This window comes from Enterococcus sp. AZ119 (assembly GCF_050546175.1).
Lineage (GTDB): Bacteria > Bacillota > Bacilli > Lactobacillales > Enterococcaceae > Enterococcus > Enterococcus faecalis.
Genome location: NZ_CP172951.1, coordinates 2,667,239 through 2,683,894 on the forward strand (window position 1 = coordinate 2,667,239; position 16,656 = coordinate 2,683,894).

A 16,656-nucleotide genomic window follows, 5' to 3' on the forward strand; every position below is an offset into this window, starting at 1 on the left:
ACTTTTTCACCGAAAAAGTGCTTGATAATCAAGATAATCTGCCATTTTGCTACTGATTCTCAGCCAAATTCCTTAATTTTCATAAACAAAAGCTCAAAATATTAGTATCAAACACTAACATTTTGAGCTTTTCTCATGATATTTTTACTATTTATAAAAGGAGTCCGCCACATAATCCCGAAGGTTGTTAGGGACCAGTCACCAAATTCCACGTAACGGCGGCTTGGTATTGTTGGCCAACCATGCCTTGATTGGCGGGCACTTCTAGTTTGATGTTAGCAAACGTGAAGTCCAACTGATAAACGTCACTACCTGTGAACTGTTGGTTCGCGACCACCGCTGTTGCGGTATTGTCGGCGGTTAAATTCACGATGCCAGTCTTACCAAGCGGTGTCTTGGTTTCTGTTGGTTGGTTGTAATCGGTAAAGCTGGCAGCAGCGGCCGTTCCTAGCAACAAGCGGGTCGTTGTCGGCAGGCTGTCTGTCGCTGATTTCGGTTGCGACAGTTGCGCTGTTAGGCTCCAATTCGGTTGGGTTTTCTTGATCCGCAGATAGGGATTGCGTGTGCCGTTGCCATAATAATCAGCGGCTTTTTTCAAGCTGTGCTGTTGCGTGCTTCCCGCTACCCCAACTTGACCAAAATTGAAGGTTGGAACACTGATGAAGCCTTCCCCGGTCGGTTCCTTTGTTTCTTGATCTAAATCTTTAATCCGGACCGTATCTGAGGCAGTCAGTTTGTTGAAATTCCCTGTGACTTCCACAGCGGCTTTTAGCACTTGGTTTGGTTGTCCAGTAACTTTTGTTCCTAGGAGATTAATCGTTAGTTGACCGCCCACAGGAAGACTACTGTCTAAAGGAATCTCAAAACCTGCTTCCCACTGCTCTTTCGTAATTGGTCGAACTTTCGTATTTTGACCAGTACCTAAAATAAACAGTTCCGTGGGCGTACTAATTCCAGCCGCCCAGTCAGTGGTTGGTTTAATCTTAACTGAAGTTAAAGGTGCTTCTCCAGTATTTTTTAACAGCACTTCCCAATATTCCATGGCTGCGCCATTATCAATGACATCGACTGCACCGCGCATCGTTAAGTTAGCGCTGATGCTTGCTTCTTTGTAGACTGCCGTCATGTCGTCATTGCCATCAAAAGTTGTGTTATATGTTGGCGTAGTGCTTGTCGTTAAGGTATTGGGCTTCGTTTTACCTTTGTACCAGCCTTGGAAAATGTAAGTTTTACCACCTACTGAATAACTAGCTGGTAAAGCTCTTGTTGCTGTATACTTGAAAGTGTTGCTCGTCATGGGAATCTGGTTCCCCTGCGTAAAGCCTGTTGGTGGCGTGATTTTAGTGCCGTTGGTGTCCACGAAGTTTTCGGTGACTTGTTTACGGGTGACTGTGTAGACTAATTTGGATGCATTTACTGGATTTCCACTAAAAAGATTCATGGTAATTAGAGGCTTACCTCCGGTACTCGCATAACCCATCAATGTATTGAATACTCCACTACTTTCCTTGGAAAAATATACTCCATCTGTATCAAAGCCTAATAAGGCGAGAGTTGCAGCACTCATGTTATATTCTGCTGGCACTTGATTAGGATCTATAATTGTGGCGCTATCACTGGTATAGTTATAGCCATACATTTTCATAACACTTTTCACTGTATCTAATTCAATACTATTGACATATTTTAATTGTTGATTGATCGCTAGTTTATCTAAAGAAAAATTAAGTCTGTTCGCACCAGTAATTGGTTTGTCATTCCCATAAACTAGCAATAGCTCTGGTGATAATGGCATCGTACCATTGTTAAGACTCAGTGTGTATTGTCCGCTACCTTTGCTTTTGGATGTTAAATCGTACAAATCTGTATAAAGCCTATCACTCGTTCTTTGCACACGATATTTGCCGCTAAAAGTTAACGCTGGCGTGAAGCCAACCCCTTTTTCGTCTACAAAGTTTACATCCAATGATGGATACAACGTTGTGACTGTCTCTTCTTCATACACAACATTCAAATCGTCATTCCCATCATAGGTCACCGCATAGCTTGGCGCTTTAGTCGTGGTCAAAGTATTTGGCTTGGTTTTACCTTTGTACCAGCCTTTGAAATTGTAGGTTTTGCCGTTGCTTGCTTTGTAAGTCTCTGGCAAGGTGCCAGCTTGTTTGAAGGTGAAAGCATTGCTGGTCATTGGTGTTTTCTTGTTTTGGGTAAAACCTGTTGGCGGTGTAATGGCTACGCCGTTAGCATCTACGAACTTTTCGGTGACTTGTTTCCGAGTGACTACGTAATTAAGTGTTTCTCGGTACGTGGTAGTGCCATCAAAACCATATAGTATTGGTCCACGTTCTATAGAACCTGTGCGCAGCATCGTTAATATGTCAGCCGTTGATGGAGCCAAAGCTAATGAATTTAGAGAAAAGATATTTGCACTATTTTTAGAAAATGTTCTATCCCTCTGAGTCAAACTACTTGTAATATAATTACCAAATTGAGCTGCTTCAGATGTTTGTTGCTCACTGTATCTGGTCCTGTTTATACTACCAGGCGGGGCAACAATACTGTCGACATACTTTAACGTGTTATCAATCTTTAATTGTTCAATTGCGTACGTATTATGAAGGTAACCTGCTGGTAAATTTGTAAGAAAATCGTACGGCATAGGAACCGCTGCATTGACAGATACTCGATATTGACCACCACCTGCATTAGAAGAAACAATTGGATATCTATTCGCATCTGGACGCCACTGACTAGTTGCCGTTTGATAGGATAATTTATAATACGTCCCTGATAACGTTAAGTTTTCATCAGCAAAAGCTTTTCCTGTTTCATCAGTAAAGCCAAAGATCATTCTCGGATAAATCACTTGATTATTCGGTACCCAACGTGGTGAAATGCTCGTTTGTCGGTCATTTTCATTACTACTTTCTGGTACCGATTCTATTGTTTCAGTTTTCACCTCTGGTATTTCTGCTTGTTTCGCTGTTTCCTGTGTTACTTCTTCCTGACTCGTTTCAGTCGTTTCTTGACTGCTTTCCGTACTTTCTTGCGTTGTGCTACTTGCTACTGTCGGACTACTTTCACTCGTGACTGTTTCCGCAACTACGGTCACGCCAGAAAAGGCGTTAATCACTAAAGAACTACACAAGCCAATGGTTGCTAAGCGTTGCCAGTTAATTCTCTTCATGTCGTCCCTTCTTTCTATGTACCATTCCCGCCAAGCCGAGAATGCTAAGCGTTGCCATTTTTGATTCATGCTATTCTCTTTCTTTATGTATTGATTTATTGTTCATTGGTCTATGTACAGCTTTTAATTTTCTCCATTCTATCAAAAAAAGGTGCCTTTGAAATTTCAAATTTTACTACAGCTAAGTGACTTTTCCGACGATTCCTATTATACCAAGGTAGAAGAGTCCTTTTTCACTAGAAAAATGCGCGAAAAATCAAGAATTTCTGCCATTTTGCTACTGATTCTCCACTAAATTCCTTAATCTTTATAATCAAAAGCTCAAAATGTTAGTGTTTGGTACTAACATTTTGAGCTTTCCTCATGATAACTTAACTATTTTAAGGACCTGTCACTAAGTTCCACGTAACTGCGGCTTGGTATTGTTGCCCCTTGACCCCTTGGTTGGCTGGCACTTGAAGTTTGACATTGTTGAAGGTGAAGTCCAACTGATAAATATTACTCCCAGTGAATTGCTGGTTGGCAATAATCCTAGTGGCCGTGTTGTTGGCATTCAAGCTAATGGCACTCGTAGTACCGACCGCATTTTTCAACTCGGTAGGTTGGTTGTAATTTGAGAAACTCGAAACAGGAGCCGCCCCTAACAATAAGCGGGTCGCTGTAGGCAAGCTGTCTGTCGCTGATTTTGGTTGCGACAGTTGCGCCGTTAAACTCCAATTCGCTTGGGTTTTCTTGATCCGCAGATAGGGATTGCGTGTGCCGTTGCCATAATAATCAGCGGCTTTCTTCAAGCCATGCTGTTGCGTGCTTCCCGCTACCCCAACTTGACCAAAATTGAAGGTTGGAACACTGATGAAACCTTCAGCCGTTGGTGTTACAATTGCTTGATCATTGTCTTTCACACGTACGGTGGCCGAAGCAGAGACACCACTGTAATTCCCACTGGTGGTAATCCCAGCGCGCAAGACTTGCCCCGCTGTCCCCGTTGCTTTCGTGGTAAACTGAACCGTGGCAGATTTCCCTGCGGGAATGTCAGTGCCTAAGCTAACACCATTGGTCCACGTAGTTGCTGTGACGGGGACTGTTTTCGCGGTGCCGCCAGCTGGCGTGACAATCATGGCGGTTGGGGCTGCTAAGCCAGTTGTCCAAGCGGTTGATTTCTTGATGGTCGCCGTGGTTAGTGGCGCTTGGCTTGTATTGGTAATTGTGGCACGCCAGGTGACATTGCCGCCGCTAGTCACGGTTTCAGCGGTAGTGCGCGTTAAAGCGACACTTGCTTTGGGCACTTCTTCCTTATACATCGCCGTCATGTCGTCATTGCCATCAAAAGTTGTATTGTATGTTGGCGTAGTGCTGGTTGTTAAGGTATTAGGCTTGGTTTTACCTTTGTACCAGCCTTGGAAAATGTAAGTTTTACCGCCTGTTGTATAACTAGCTGGTAAGGCTCTTGCGGCTGTGTACTTGAAAGTGTTGCTCGTCATGGGAATCTGGTTCCCTTGTGTAAAGCCTGTTGGTGGCGTGATTTTAGTGCCGTTGATGTTCACAAAGTTTTCGGTGACTTTGCGGTTGGTTAGATAGTAGTAAATTGGTTTGTCTATTGAAAAATAGACTCCTCTATTAGTTGTTAAATCAGGATTATAGACCATCTTTCGCAAGTAATAAGGGACCTGAATATCTGCTGGTGCAGCTCCTGTTGTTTGGTTAAAGATAAAGGATTGATTATTACTTTTCTTTAATTGGAACAATTGAGGTCCATCACTTACTGAAGTTAAAGAATTATTGTTTTTTACAGTTGGAAATGGATACGCTGTATCAAAAGTACCAGCCTTATTATAAATACTTATGTTTTCATAATACTTAGGTATTTTGAATGTTAAGTTAGCCACACTATATTGTGACATTCGACCTCTCAGTATTTCAAGAGGTTGCGCAGGGTAAGCAATTTCCTTCAAGTTATCTTTAGTTGGTGTAACTTGACCTTTTTCAAGACTGACTGTTTTCCAGTTAGCAGAAATATTTGTATCCTCTGCATTGTCTACAAATGCTTCTCCATACCAATTGTCATACGTCAAATCAATCGTTGAAGCATCTACTCGTTTGCCAGACTCGTCCACGAACCCGAATTGATAGGTCAGTGCTGGGAAATCAAAAGCTTCAATCTCTTCATACACCACATTCAAATCATCATTATCGTCATAAGTCACCGCATAGCTTGGTGCTTTGGTGGTGGTCAAGGTGTTTGGCTTGGTTTTGCCTTTGTACCAACCTTTGAACTTATAGGTTTTGCCGTCTGCTTGATAGGTATCTGGCAAGGTGCCAGCTTGTTTGAAGGTGAAAGCATTGCTGGTCATTGGTGTTTTCTTGTTTTGGGTAAAACCTGTTGGCGGTGTAATGGCTACGCCGTTAGCATCTACGAACTTTTCGGTGACTTGTTTCCGAGTGACTACGTAATTAAGTGTTTCTTGGTACGTTGCAGTGCCGTCAAAGCCAATTAGTATTGGATCAGACATATTTCCATGAGTTACTCGCATGATAGTTAATAACTCACTAGTGTCCGTACTAAGTGCTGTATTTAGAGAAAAGATATTTGTGCTGCTTTTAGAAAATGTTCTATCCCTCTGGGGCAAACTGGCTTTAGCGTAATTGCCAAATTGAGCTGCTTCAGATGTTTGTTGAGCCTTGTACAAGGTATAGGTTATACTACTATAAGGAGCAGCAACAATACTGTCAACATACTTTAACGTATTATTGACCTTTAGTTGCTCAATCACATATAGGTTTAGTGTATACCCTGCCGGTACATTTGTGAAGAAATCATACGGTAATGGAACCGCTGCATTAACAGCTACTCGATATTGACCGTTTCCTGCATTAGAAGAAACAATTGGATATCTAGTACCATTAGAGGTGTACCATTTTAAAGTTGATTTGTTACGCACAACTTTATAATATGTCCCTGATAACGTTAAGTTTTCATCAGCAAAAGCTTTTCCTGTTTCATCAGTAAAGCCAAAAATCATTCTCGGATAAATCACTTGATTATTCGGTACCCAACGTGGTGAAATGCTCTTTTGTAGGTCATTTCCACTACTATTTGCTGGCGTTTCTTCTTGCTTCACTTCTGCTTGCGGTTCTTCTTTCTGCTCTTCTTTCACTACTTCTGGTTTCTCTGTTTCCTGTGTTACTTCTTCCCGACTCGTTTCAGTCGTTTCTTGACTGCTTTCCGTACTTGCTTGCGTTGCGCTACTTGCTGATGTTGCTTTCTTAGCGCTACTTGCTACTGTCGGACTACTTTCAATCGTGATTGTTTCCGCAACTGCGGTCACGCCAGAAAAGGCGTTAATCACTAAAGAACTACACAAGCCAATGGTTGCTAATCGTTGCCACTTAGTTTGCTTCATGTCGTCCCTTCTTTCTATGTACCATTCCCGCCAAGCCGATTAAGGCTAAGCCGAGAATGCTAAGATTTGCCTGACTCTTGCTCCCTGTACGAGGGAGCTGCGAGCCAGTTGTGGTGGTCTGTGTCGAACCACCACTTCGTTGATCTCCTTGCGGAGGACCAGCTGGTTCCTTGGGATCAGCAGCTGGCGCATCTGTTTTCGGTGGGGCATCTTTAGGAGCGGGTGTTCTCGGATTTTGGTAAAATTCAATCCCCACCGAACTAGAACCACCATCAGACGCTTCAACATTTATAAAAAAACTAGGAGAAGATAGTAGACACACAATCATTAAATAACGCTTTTTTTTCATTTAAAAACCTCCTTTAGATTCACTTGTATTCGTTGATCTTTTATACAAGGAATGTGTAACAACCTTTTTTCATACCTCTATAATAACAAAGAACCCCCCCTTAGGAATTGACGTTTTTTTCGCACCTCTTGCGAAAATTTTGAAAGTTCTTGTTATACCAGGGTTTACAACGCCCGTTATTTAATAATCGTTACTAAAAAAAGGCGATTTTAGTCAATTTTTATCAAAAATCCCCGACAAAAGTTTAAGGTTTCTAGCCATTTAACGAGAAAAGCTCAAAAAGTTAGTAATTGATACTAACTTTTTGAGCTTTGTGTAACACTTTTGAAGAAGTCGCTTGAAAAAAAACAGTATTTTTTTCGTATTTTCTCTACTTTTTTTAGAATCTAGCCAAGCAATGCACTAATTAATAGCCCTAAGGCATAGGTGCCATTGAAAACCATTAAGTTTTTAATGGAATGACGGAAACTTTTCGGCTGCGGCAATTCTTGTTTAAACGTTTGAATATTTTTCCAAATGACAGGCAAAGTAGCAAATGTAATTAACACTGGCCATTGATAAATACCACTAATGAAGCCGAATAAAATCACCAGATAACCAGCTAGCGCTAACACTTGAAACAGCACAATCCCTGCTGGGCGCCCGATATAATAGACTAATGTATAACGGTGGTTCTCAATATCCGTGTCTAAGTCCCGTAAATTGTTGGCGAGCATGATGTTAGCAATCGAACAGACCAAGGGCAAGGACGCCACGACAATCGCAAGTACCGCCCAGAGATTGCCGTCTAAGCGAAAGGCGCCGCTAGCAAAATCGACCGTTAAGTAAAAAGGCGGATTGGTGACGACGTTCAAGTAAACGGCTAAGACGAAGATGCCTAAGCCCATCGTGAAGCCACTGAAAATTTCCCCCAAGGGCATGCGGGATAACGGAATCGGTCCATACGTGTAGAAAATACCGATGAAGCAGCAAATCCCGCCTAATACGAGGAAGAGCCAGCCTGTTTGAACCGTTAAGTAAGCACCCACAACGGCAGTGAAGGCAATCATGGCGAAAATCATGTTGCGGACCAGTTGTGGTGAAACGCCTGATTGTCCGATAATATTTTCTTCATATTTATAGACGTCAGATTTGGCTTTTTTGAAGTCCATGTAATTGTTAATGGCGGTGGTGGCCATATCAAAGACCACCATGCCAATGAAGAAAACCAGCGTGTTGCCCCACTGAACTTCCCCGAAATAGGTCATTGAAAACAAGACCCCGATAATGAAGGGAAAGAGACTGGCAAGCTTCGTCTGAATTTCCACTACTTTTAAAAACACATTTAAAGACATTTTTAGTCGCTCCTTATTTCAAATCGGCCCGATTCCCCATCGTATAGCCAGAGTCTTTGCCGATTTCAAAGTTGCCTTCGATATCTTTGCTGATGTAGACTTTGTCGTCTTTTGTGACGAAAATGGCATCGGTTCCTTTCAGACTTTCGACATATTCTAGTCCTTTTTTGACGCCCATTGAGAAGACGGCTGTTGAGAGACCATCACCATCGATGGATTTGTCGGTGATAATGGTAACACCCGCGATGTCGTTATCAAACGGATAGCCAGTTTCACGATCAAAGAGATGGTGGTATGTTTTGCCATCGACTTTTAAGTAGCGTTCATAAATTCCTGATGTGACTAAGGTTTTGTTGCTTTCTTTGACTTGACCTAAGACTGTGTTGCGGGCTTTATTCGGATCTTGAATGCCGACTGTCCAATCCATGTCTTTGCCACGTGGGCTGTGCCCTAAGACGTAAACATTCCCGCCTAAATCGACGATAGCGGTGGTGACACCGTTGTCTTTGAGGACTTTCACGACTTCGTCGGTGATGAAGCCTTTGGCAATTGCGCCTAAATCCAATTGCATGCCTTTTTCTTCAAGGTAAACGGTTTGCTCTTTGTCGTTGAATTTGACTTTCGTGTAATCAACGAGTTTCAAGGCTTGATCAATTTCGGCTTGGCTTGGTTTGCGGGCATCATCGAAGCCAATGTGCCACATAGAGGTGATTGGGCCAATTGCCATGTCGAAGCCGCCGCGGGAGTCTTTGCTGTATTCATAGGCTTTTTTCAACAAAGGATACAGGTCATCTGAGACTTTGACTGGTTTTACGCCTGCTTCTTGGTTGATTTCATCAATTTCTGAACCTGGTTGGTTGACCGTGATTTTATCGCCTAGTTCTTTGACGCGGGCAAAGGCTTTCGGTAAGACGTCTTCTTTGCCATCATCGTAGATGCGAATTTGAACGTAGGTACCAAGCATTGTTTGACGGTCAGAGTATGGTTCTGTATTAATTTTCGCTTCTGGTTTTGAGGAACAAGCAGCTGCCACAAACAGCACTGCTAGAACACTCACCATGAGCAGAAGTTTCTTTTTCATAGGATTCCCTCTTCTTTCCTTCTTTAATTAAAAAATAAGTTCTCTTGCATAGTAGCCTTTTTTGGAAAAAATGAAAAGTCTTTCTCTTGGAAATTCACAAATTTCTGTGAAAAAATTTGTGAAATGATGGACAGAACTAGCGAAGAAAAAGGGGCGGGAAAGTCAGCCAACCGACTTTTTCCCAACCCCTCAATGGTGTCAAGTAATTGCTGAAAAGCGTTTCAGGAACTACTTCACGATTCATTTATTATTACTTATTTTGTTACGATGTTGTCAACAACGATTTCAGTTGTGTCGCCTTTTTCAGCAGCGTTCACTAATTGTTGTGCGTAGTTGATGAATGAATGTGTGCTGTGTGTTGCACCAGTTACCACTTCAACACCTGCAGGTGAGCCGTCTTCTTCGCCCATTGCTTTAACAAATTCTTTGTTTAATGTTTCGATATATTCTTTTGGTCCAACGCCAGCAACGTCTTTCATTTTGCTTTCGTATTCAGTGTCATCTTTTTTAGATTTGCCGTCAGCGTTCACGTTATCGTAGTTAGATTCAGTCACTTTACCATCTTTCACAGTCATTGAGAATGTTGTGTGGTAGCCGTTTGAGTCATTTTTTTCTTTCAATGAGTACGTACCATCTTTCAATGTTGCCCCATTGTCGATTTCGATTGTGTCTGTGTTACCAGCTTGTGCTGCTTGGATTAATTGTTGTGCGTAGTTTTGGAATGATTCAGATGAATGAGTCGCACCAGTTACTACTTCCACACCGCTTGCGCTTTGTGCTTTAACAAAAGAATCGTTTAATTGTTTGATGTATTCTTTTGGTCCAACACCAGATTTTGCTTTCATGCTTTCTTCATACTTAGTGTCTTCTGTTTTAGATTTGCCGTCAGCATTGATGTTGTCATATTTAGATTCAGTGATTTTGCCGTCTTTTACAGTCATTTCAAAGACTGCACGGTAACCATTTTTTTCATTTTTTTCTTCTAATTTATACGTACCATCTTTTAAATCGCCACCGGCAACTTTTTTCGCTGGTGCTGATGATTCAGTTGATTTTTTCGTTTCTGAAGATGCTGCGCTAGAAGAGTTCGTTGTGTTGTCTTTCTTGTCTGCGCCACAGCCTGCTAATACTAAACTAAATAATGCAATTGCCGCAAAACCTTTAACAAATTTATTCACTTTCATTGATAGTCACCTTTTCTTTCATGATTTTCACAAACATCAAAAGTTTGTGATACATTACACATTATAATGGTTTTAAAAACGTTGTCAAGACCATCCCCTAAAAATATTTACATTTCGGTCTTTTTTTCATCAAAAACTCATCGTTGGAGTAAATTTGTTGACAATTAAAATTTATATTAGACAAATTCGTGAAATACTTATATAATGTTAGTCGATTGTGTACTTATTAATCATTATCACTATTTTACTACTTACAATATTAAGGAGCGGATTGTCAATGACAAAGCAAAATATTGTCGTTGTAGGTGCTGGGTATGCTGGCGTTTCAGCTACTAAATTTCTAGCAAAGAAATTTAAAAAAGATACGGACGTAACAATCACATTGATTGATCGCCATTCTTACCACACTATGATGACCGAATTGCATGAAGTAGCAGGCGGACGTGTTGAACCAGAAGCAATTCAATACGACTTACAACGTTTGTTCTCACGCAAGAAAAACGTAAAATTGGTAACAGATACTGTTACTGGGATCGACAAAGAAAACAAAGTTGTGAAAACTTTAGCAGGTTCTTATCCATTTGACCAGTTAATTCTGGGTATGGGTGGCGAACCAAACGACTTTGGAACACCAGGCGTGAAAGAAAATGGTTTCACCTTATGGTCATTTGATGATGCAGTGAAAATTCGTCATCACATTGAAGCAACCGTTGCTAAAGCAGCCATCGAACCAGATGCTGAAGTACGCAAAGCAATGTTAACATTCGTTGTCTGTGGTTCTGGTTTTACTGGGATCGAAATGGTCGGCGAATTAATCGACTGGAAAGATCGTTTAGCGAAAGATGCCAAAATTGATCCAGACGAAATTACATTAATGGTTGTTGAAGCAATGCCAACCATCTTAAACATGTTATCTCGTAACGATGCTGCCAAAGCAGAACGTTATCTAGAAAAGAAAAATGTTCAATTATTATTGAACTCACCAATCGTTGAAGTTGCAGCAGATCACATTAAATTAAAAGATGGTTCTGAAGTGCCAACGCATACGTTAATCTGGACAGCTGGTGTGAAAGCAACTTCTGATGCCGCTGACTTTGGTTTAGAAGCAGCACGTGGTAGTCGTTTAGTTGCGAATGAATACATGCAAGCAAAAGGTTACGAAGACAAAAACATTTATATCATTGGTGACTTGGTTTATTACGAAGAAACACCAAATACACCAACTCCTCAAATCGTTCAAGCGGCTGAACAAACAGGTCATACTGCGGCTGCCAACATCGTTGCAGATATTAAAGGTGGCGAAAAACACGCCTTTAAAGGAAACTACCAAGGATTCATGGTTTCCATCGGCGCGAAATGGGGCGTTGCCAACTTATTCGATAAAATTCATTTGAGTGGTTTCTTAGCCATCATTATGAAACATATCGTTAACTTGAAATACTTCTTTGATATTCGTTCTGGTTACTATATGTTCCAATACATTATGCACGAAATCTTCCATATTAAAGATGATCGTTCTGTTGCTCGCGGACATACGTCTCGTTACGGCAATGTCTTGTGGAGTGTTCCGCTACGTGTCTTCTATGGTATGGTTTGGTTAGTCGAATCAATGAAGAAAATTGTCGGCAACGGCGATTACTTGAAACCAAGCACTTGGTTTGGTGACGGTTCTTGGTTCACAGATAAAGTCGTTTTCCCATTCCCTTGGTTACAAGAACAAGTAACAACAGGTGCTTCTCAAGCAACTGAAACAGCAACAACTGCTGCAAGTGGTGCGGCGGATGCGGCGGCAAGCGGTGGTGCCGATGCGGCAACACAAGCAGCGCACTTTGGTTTAAGCTACGCTTACGGCGAAACACCAATGCAAGTGTTTGATCACATGCCTAAATGGTTCGAAAGCGTAATGAAATTTATGATGCCAAACCAAGAAGTTGCTTTGTTCATGCAAAAATTCATGACAATCGTTGAAGTATGTATTGCTTTAGCATTGATTGCTGGTTTATTCACTTGGTTATCAAGTGCTGCTACAATTGGTTTAACAATTGCCTTCTGTTTATCTGGCATGTTCTATTGGGTAAATATCTGGTTTATCTTTGTCGCTTTTGCTTTGATGAACGGTTCAGGCCGTGCTGTCGGTTTAGACCGCTGGGTAATTCCATGGATTCAACGCAAACTTGGTAAAGCGTGGTATGGTACCCCGAAAGCTAGATACGGCGGTAAGTAAGCAATCGATAATCGATTGACAACTACGAGCAAAAGCTGAGACACATGTCTCCAGCTGACTATCATAGGATTTAGTATGTGGGACAGCAGTCAAGCATGACTTTTGTCCCACATATTTTCTTTTATATAATATGGTGGCTCAACTGGAAAAGAATACTTCTTTTCCGTTCATTATGTTATGATAGACAAGAAAAAAACACCAAAGGAGAGAGAAGAAAATGACGATCAAAGAATTCATTAAGAAAAGTCGCTTGAAAACATGGGACGTTATTATTATTGCTATTTTAGTTCTTGGTTCTTTTCTGCCCCTTGTTGTTTTTGCCATGCAAAACCGTGGTCAAGAAGCGGCTACGTATCAAGCAGTCTTGAAAGTAGACAACAAAGTAATCAAAGTCTTTGACTTAAAAAAGGACGGCCCGCATTATACATATAAATACGAAGCAAAAGACGGTGATTACAACCTGATTGAAGTAGATGGTGATCGTATCCGCGTGAAGGAAGCCAACTGTGCTGACTTAGTGGATGTTCGACGAGGCTGGATTTCAAAACCTGGTGAAACCCCGATTGCCTGTCTACCCCACAATTTGTTTATCACCGTGGAAGCTTCTGATGGGAGTGAAGACGGTAGCTTAATTTATTAAGCACGACAACTATGAGCAAATTACACAAGAATATTTATATTGCTATGCTCGTTGCCCAAGGGGTCATTATTGGTTTAATCGAAAATATGATTCCTTACCCTTTCGCATTTGCTCCTGGGGCAAAGCTCGGTCTAGCAAATTTAATTACCATTATTGCGATTTTCACCATGCGTAAGCGTGATAGTTTTTTCTTGGTCTGTTTACGTTTGATTTTAACGACATTACTGGGCGGCACACTTTCGACCTTTTTCTATAGTGCCAGTGGTGCCTTATTAAGTTATTTCGGCATGTTGCTTGTCAAGCAGCTGGGGCCAAAACGGGTCAGCATTATCGGGATTAGTGCCGTTGGTGGTTTCTTACACAACGTTGGTCAGTTGCTAACGACCTCTTTCTTTGCTCATTCGTGGGCGCCGATGCTGTACTTACCATTTTTATCTCTGTTTGGGTTACTCTCAGGGATTGCCATTGGGATTGCCGCTAATTATTTACTACAACATGTCCAGACGTTACGAAAATTCCAACTGAATTATGAACAAACAACGAAACATAAGTGGAGTCAATTTTTCTAATTGAAAACCTGTCCGCCACAATTAAAGGAGTCATCTTATGAATATACATCCTATGTGGAATACCTATCCTACGTTATCAAAAGAATTAACAACTACTCTTCGCTTGATGGAACAAGCGGTTCAAATCGATAATCAAGAGATTCAAGCTGCTGTCCATGACATGATTCATTCTGGCGGCAAATTGCTACGTCCAGCCTACCAACTGTTGTTCTCTTATTTTGGTGAACAGCGGGACCCTAAAAAGGCGACAGCGTTAGCGGCTTCCATTGAATTACTGCATACCGCCACGTTAGTTCACGACGATATTGTCGATGAAGCTGATACGCGTCGTGGCTTGCCAACATTGCGTTCGCGCTTTGGAAATAGCACAGCCGTGTATACAGGCGATTATCTTTTTGTTTGCTGTTTCAAGCTCTTATCTGATTATTCTTCTTCATTAAAAAGCATTCAATTAAATTCGCGCAGTATGGAAAAAGTCCTGACTGGTGAGCTTGGTCAAATGGACAATCGCTATAATTTCGAGGTAACGATTGACCAATATTTAAAAAACATTTCTGGGAAAACAGCGGAATTGTTTGCGCTAAGTTGTTTTGTCGGTGCCTATGAAAGTGGCACCTCCCAACGTTTTGCTAAACGTTGTGGTGAAATCGGCGAAAATATCGGGCTGGCTTTTCAAATTATTGATGATATTTTGGACTATACACAAACTGCCGATGCCATCGGCAAACCCGTCTTAGAAGACGTACGTCAAGGCGTGTATTCTTTGCCCTTGATTTATGCACTTGAAGCCAATCGTGAAGTCTTGTTGCCACTTTTAATGAAAAAAGAAACCTTGACCGATGAAGAAACACAGGAAATTTATCGTCTTGTCCATGAACTAGGTGGCGTAGAAAAGGCCCAACAATTAGCCACTCATTACACAGAAAAAGCGCTGAAAGAAATCAGCAAACTTCCTGAAACAAAGGCCCAAGCGAAAGAACAATTGTATGAAATTACACAAACGATTTTGACAAGAGAAAATTAAAAAAGCCGCTGGATCCTATTGAGGATTTAGCGGCTAGCTTTTTAGGTGATACCTTGGTATAATAAACACGAAGAGAGCGTACTAGACATACGCTCTCGGGTAGACCGTTTAAGACGGTAGCTTGATTTTAATACGGAAATAAACCCGTCAATCTTCGCTAAAGGTTATGACGGGTTTATTTTTTGTTGTTTTTATTACTGATTTTGACAATTAATGTTGTTACTTATACAACTTAACTACTTTTGATGCTTCATTCCATCTCTAATTTGTATTACCTAGTGAATACATGTTATACTAATTAAAAAATGGAGGTGTTAGCTATGACATCAACAAAAACAAGAAAACAAGGAAACTCATTAGTTATAACAATTCCTGCTACTTTAGGAGTTAAAGAAGGAGAAGAATTTGTTATTCTTCGCAAAAATAATGGCTCCATCGCATTGATTCCAAAAGTAGAAGATTTTTTTGAAAATACTGCTGAAGGAGAGTTTTATCTTCCTGAATTAGCGATTGATTATTCACCTAGCGGAGGAGAAGTTGATGGGCTATAAACCAACTCAAAGAGATATTGTTATTATCGACTTTGCGCCTTCTAAAGGTTATGAAATCAGAAAACGACGACCTGCTCTCGTAATGAGCAAAGACAGTTACAATATTTCAACAAATTTAGTTATTGTCTGTCCAATAACCTCGTTGGATAAGGAACGTCCTTTTCTTGTCCCTATTTATAGCGAAAAACTTCATACCTCCGATAATGCAGTAAGTAAAGTGAATACGCTCCAAGTCTATTCACTCGACTATACAGAACAGGCACAACGCAGAATAAAATATGTAGATACGTTAGACGAAGAAACATTTTACGAAATTGCTCAAAAGTTTTTACAAAACTTTTCTTTTGCTGTTTAATTAGGCTTCAACTGAACACGCATATATGATTTACTATTCGACTTTTCCGTTTCAACTTGCTATAATAAACACGAAGAGAGCGTACTAGATATACGCTCTCGGGTAGACCGTTTAAGACGGTAGCTTTAATTGTGGATAAATAAACCCGTCAATCCTTGCTAAAGATTATGACGGGTTTATTTTTTGTCGTTTTTATTACTGATTTTGACAATTAATGTTGCGAAAGCAATCGCAAGCATCAATGCTTCAAAGACAGTCACTACTATTCCTTTCTAGGGAAAGAGCAAACAAGCAAAAACATTGGCAGTCCCCCTTTTTTGAGAAATTGCCACCGTCATAAACTTCCTACTTGTGTAGTATAACACATTTATACCTTCCTAGAATACGCTTACTTTTTTTATTTACTATTCGACTTTTCCGTTTCAACTTGCTATAATAAACACGAAGAGAGCGTACTAGACATACGCTCTCGGGTAGACCGTTTAAGACGGTAGCTTTAATTGTGGATAAATAAACCCGTCAATCTTCGCTAAAAGTTATGACGGGTTTATTTTTTGTCGTTTTTATTACTGATTTTGACAATTAATGTTGCGAAAGCAATCGCAAGCATCAATGCTTCAAAGACAGTCACTACTATTCCTTTCTAGGGAAAGAGCAAACAAGCAAAAACATTGGCAGTCCCCCTTTTTTTGAGAAATTGCCACCGTCATAAACTTCCTACTTGTGTAGTATAACACATTTGTACCTTCCTAGAATA

General features: G+C 40.8%; 12 protein-coding genes. 6 read left to right on the plus strand and 6 right to left on the minus strand.

Annotated features, from left to right (window positions below):
- Positions 1 to 187: 187 nt before the first annotated feature.
- From IGL37_RS12910 to pplA, 6 genes are all read right to left on the minus strand, one after another.
- A complete protein-coding gene (locus tag IGL37_RS12910; protein WP_202583903.1) occupies positions 188 to 3,187 on the minus strand; it encodes a WxL domain-containing protein in 3,000 nt (999 codons plus the stop codon).
- A 380-nt stretch (positions 3,188 to 3,567) separates the two neighbouring features.
- Positions 3,568 to 6,588, minus strand: coding sequence for a WxL domain-containing protein (locus IGL37_RS12915; RefSeq protein ID WP_202583905.1), 3,021 nt, complete (start codon positions 6,586 to 6,588; stop codon positions 3,568 to 3,570).
- Positions 6,575 to 6,937, minus strand: coding sequence for an LPXTG cell wall anchor domain-containing protein (locus IGL37_RS12920; protein ID WP_002370158.1), 363 nt, complete (start codon positions 6,935 to 6,937; stop codon positions 6,575 to 6,577). Before IGL37_RS12920 ends, IGL37_RS12915 begins: the two co-directional genes overlap by 14 nt.
- Before the next feature lie 386 nt (positions 6,938 to 7,323).
- Positions 7,324 to 8,271 carry a 1,4-dihydroxy-2-naphthoate polyprenyltransferase gene (gene menA, locus IGL37_RS12925; RefSeq protein ID WP_033918101.1) on the minus strand — a complete coding sequence of 316 codons (948 nt, stop codon included), beginning with the start codon at positions 8,269 to 8,271 and terminating at the stop codon, positions 7,324 to 7,326.
- 13 nt (positions 8,272 to 8,284) lie between these two features.
- Positions 8,285 to 9,352, minus strand: coding sequence for an FAD:protein FMN transferase (locus tag IGL37_RS12930; RefSeq protein WP_002354751.1), 1,068 nt, complete (start codon positions 9,350 to 9,352; stop codon positions 8,285 to 8,287).
- A 254-nt stretch (positions 9,353 to 9,606) separates the two neighbouring features.
- Positions 9,607 to 10,536: an extracellular electron transfer flavoprotein PplA gene (pplA, locus tag IGL37_RS12935; RefSeq protein WP_002368513.1), complete on the minus strand. Its 930-nt coding sequence runs from the start codon at positions 10,534 to 10,536 to the stop codon at positions 9,607 to 9,609.
- Between the two features lie 277 nt (positions 10,537 to 10,813).
- Between pplA and IGL37_RS12940 the strand changes: the two genes are divergently transcribed.
- The 6 genes from IGL37_RS12940 to IGL37_RS12965 all read left to right on the plus strand — a co-directional run bounded on the left by IGL37_RS12940 (position 10,814) and on the right by IGL37_RS12965 (position 15,899).
- Positions 10,814 to 12,760 carry an NAD(P)/FAD-dependent oxidoreductase gene (locus tag IGL37_RS12940; protein ID WP_002354747.1) on the plus strand — a complete coding sequence of 649 codons (1,947 nt, stop codon included), beginning with the start codon at positions 10,814 to 10,816 and terminating at the stop codon, positions 12,758 to 12,760.
- Positions 12,761 to 12,977: 217 nt separating this feature from the next.
- Positions 12,978 to 13,400 carry a NusG domain II-containing protein gene (locus IGL37_RS12945; protein ID WP_002354745.1) on the plus strand — a complete coding sequence of 141 codons (423 nt, stop codon included), beginning with the start codon at positions 12,978 to 12,980 and terminating at the stop codon, positions 13,398 to 13,400.
- Positions 13,401 to 13,411: 11 nt separating this feature from the next.
- Positions 13,412 to 13,969, plus strand: a complete 558-nt coding sequence (locus IGL37_RS12950; protein ID WP_002354743.1) for a Gx transporter family protein — start codon at positions 13,412 to 13,414, stop codon at positions 13,967 to 13,969.
- 37 nt (positions 13,970 to 14,006) lie between these two features.
- Entirely contained in the window at positions 14,007 to 14,993 is a 987-nt protein-coding gene (locus IGL37_RS12955; RefSeq protein WP_002354740.1) for a polyprenyl synthetase family protein, read from the plus strand.
- Between the two features lie 305 nt (positions 14,994 to 15,298).
- Positions 15,299 to 15,544, plus strand: coding sequence for a type II toxin-antitoxin system PemI/MazE family antitoxin (gene mazE / locus IGL37_RS12960; RefSeq protein ID WP_002385128.1), 246 nt, complete (start codon positions 15,299 to 15,301; stop codon positions 15,542 to 15,544).
- Complete coding sequence (locus IGL37_RS12965) at positions 15,534 to 15,899, plus strand: type II toxin-antitoxin system PemK/MazF family toxin (protein ID WP_002370162.1); 366 nt, start codon at positions 15,534 to 15,536, stop codon at positions 15,897 to 15,899. The genes mazE and IGL37_RS12965 overlap by 11 nt, the downstream gene beginning before the upstream one ends.
- Positions 15,900 to 16,656 lie beyond the last annotated feature (757 nt).

Coding starts and splice junctions, on each gene's coding strand:
- IGL37_RS12910 (WP_202583903.1), bottom strand. CDS start 3,187: ATGAAGAGAATTAACTGGCAACGCTTAGCAACCATTGGCTTGTGTAGT.
- IGL37_RS12915 (WP_202583905.1), bottom strand. CDS start 6,588: ATGAAGCAAACTAAGTGGCAACGATTAGCAACCATTGGCTTGTGTAGT.
- IGL37_RS12920 (WP_002370158.1), bottom strand. CDS start 6,937: ATGAAAAAAAAGCGTTATTTAATGATTGTGTGTCTACTATCTTCTCCT.
- menA (WP_033918101.1), bottom strand. CDS start 8,271: ATGTCTTTAAATGTGTTTTTAAAAGTAGTGGAAATTCAGACGAAGCTT.
- IGL37_RS12930 (WP_002354751.1), bottom strand. CDS start 9,352: ATGAAAAAGAAACTTCTGCTCATGGTGAGTGTTCTAGCAGTGCTGTTT.
- pplA (WP_002368513.1), bottom strand. CDS start 10,536: ATGAAAGTGAATAAATTTGTTAAAGGTTTTGCGGCAATTGCATTATTT.
- IGL37_RS12940 (WP_002354747.1), top strand. CDS start 10,814: ATGACAAAGCAAAATATTGTCGTTGTAGGTGCTGGGTATGCTGGCGTT.
- IGL37_RS12945 (WP_002354745.1), top strand. CDS start 12,978: ATGACGATCAAAGAATTCATTAAGAAAAGTCGCTTGAAAACATGGGAC.
- IGL37_RS12950 (WP_002354743.1), top strand. CDS start 13,412: ATGAGCAAATTACACAAGAATATTTATATTGCTATGCTCGTTGCCCAA.
- IGL37_RS12955 (WP_002354740.1), top strand. CDS start 14,007: ATGAATATACATCCTATGTGGAATACCTATCCTACGTTATCAAAAGAA.
- mazE (WP_002385128.1), top strand. CDS start 15,299: ATGGAGGTGTTAGCTATGACATCAACAAAAACAAGAAAACAAGGAAAC.
- IGL37_RS12965 (WP_002370162.1), top strand. CDS start 15,534: ATGGGCTATAAACCAACTCAAAGAGATATTGTTATTATCGACTTTGCG.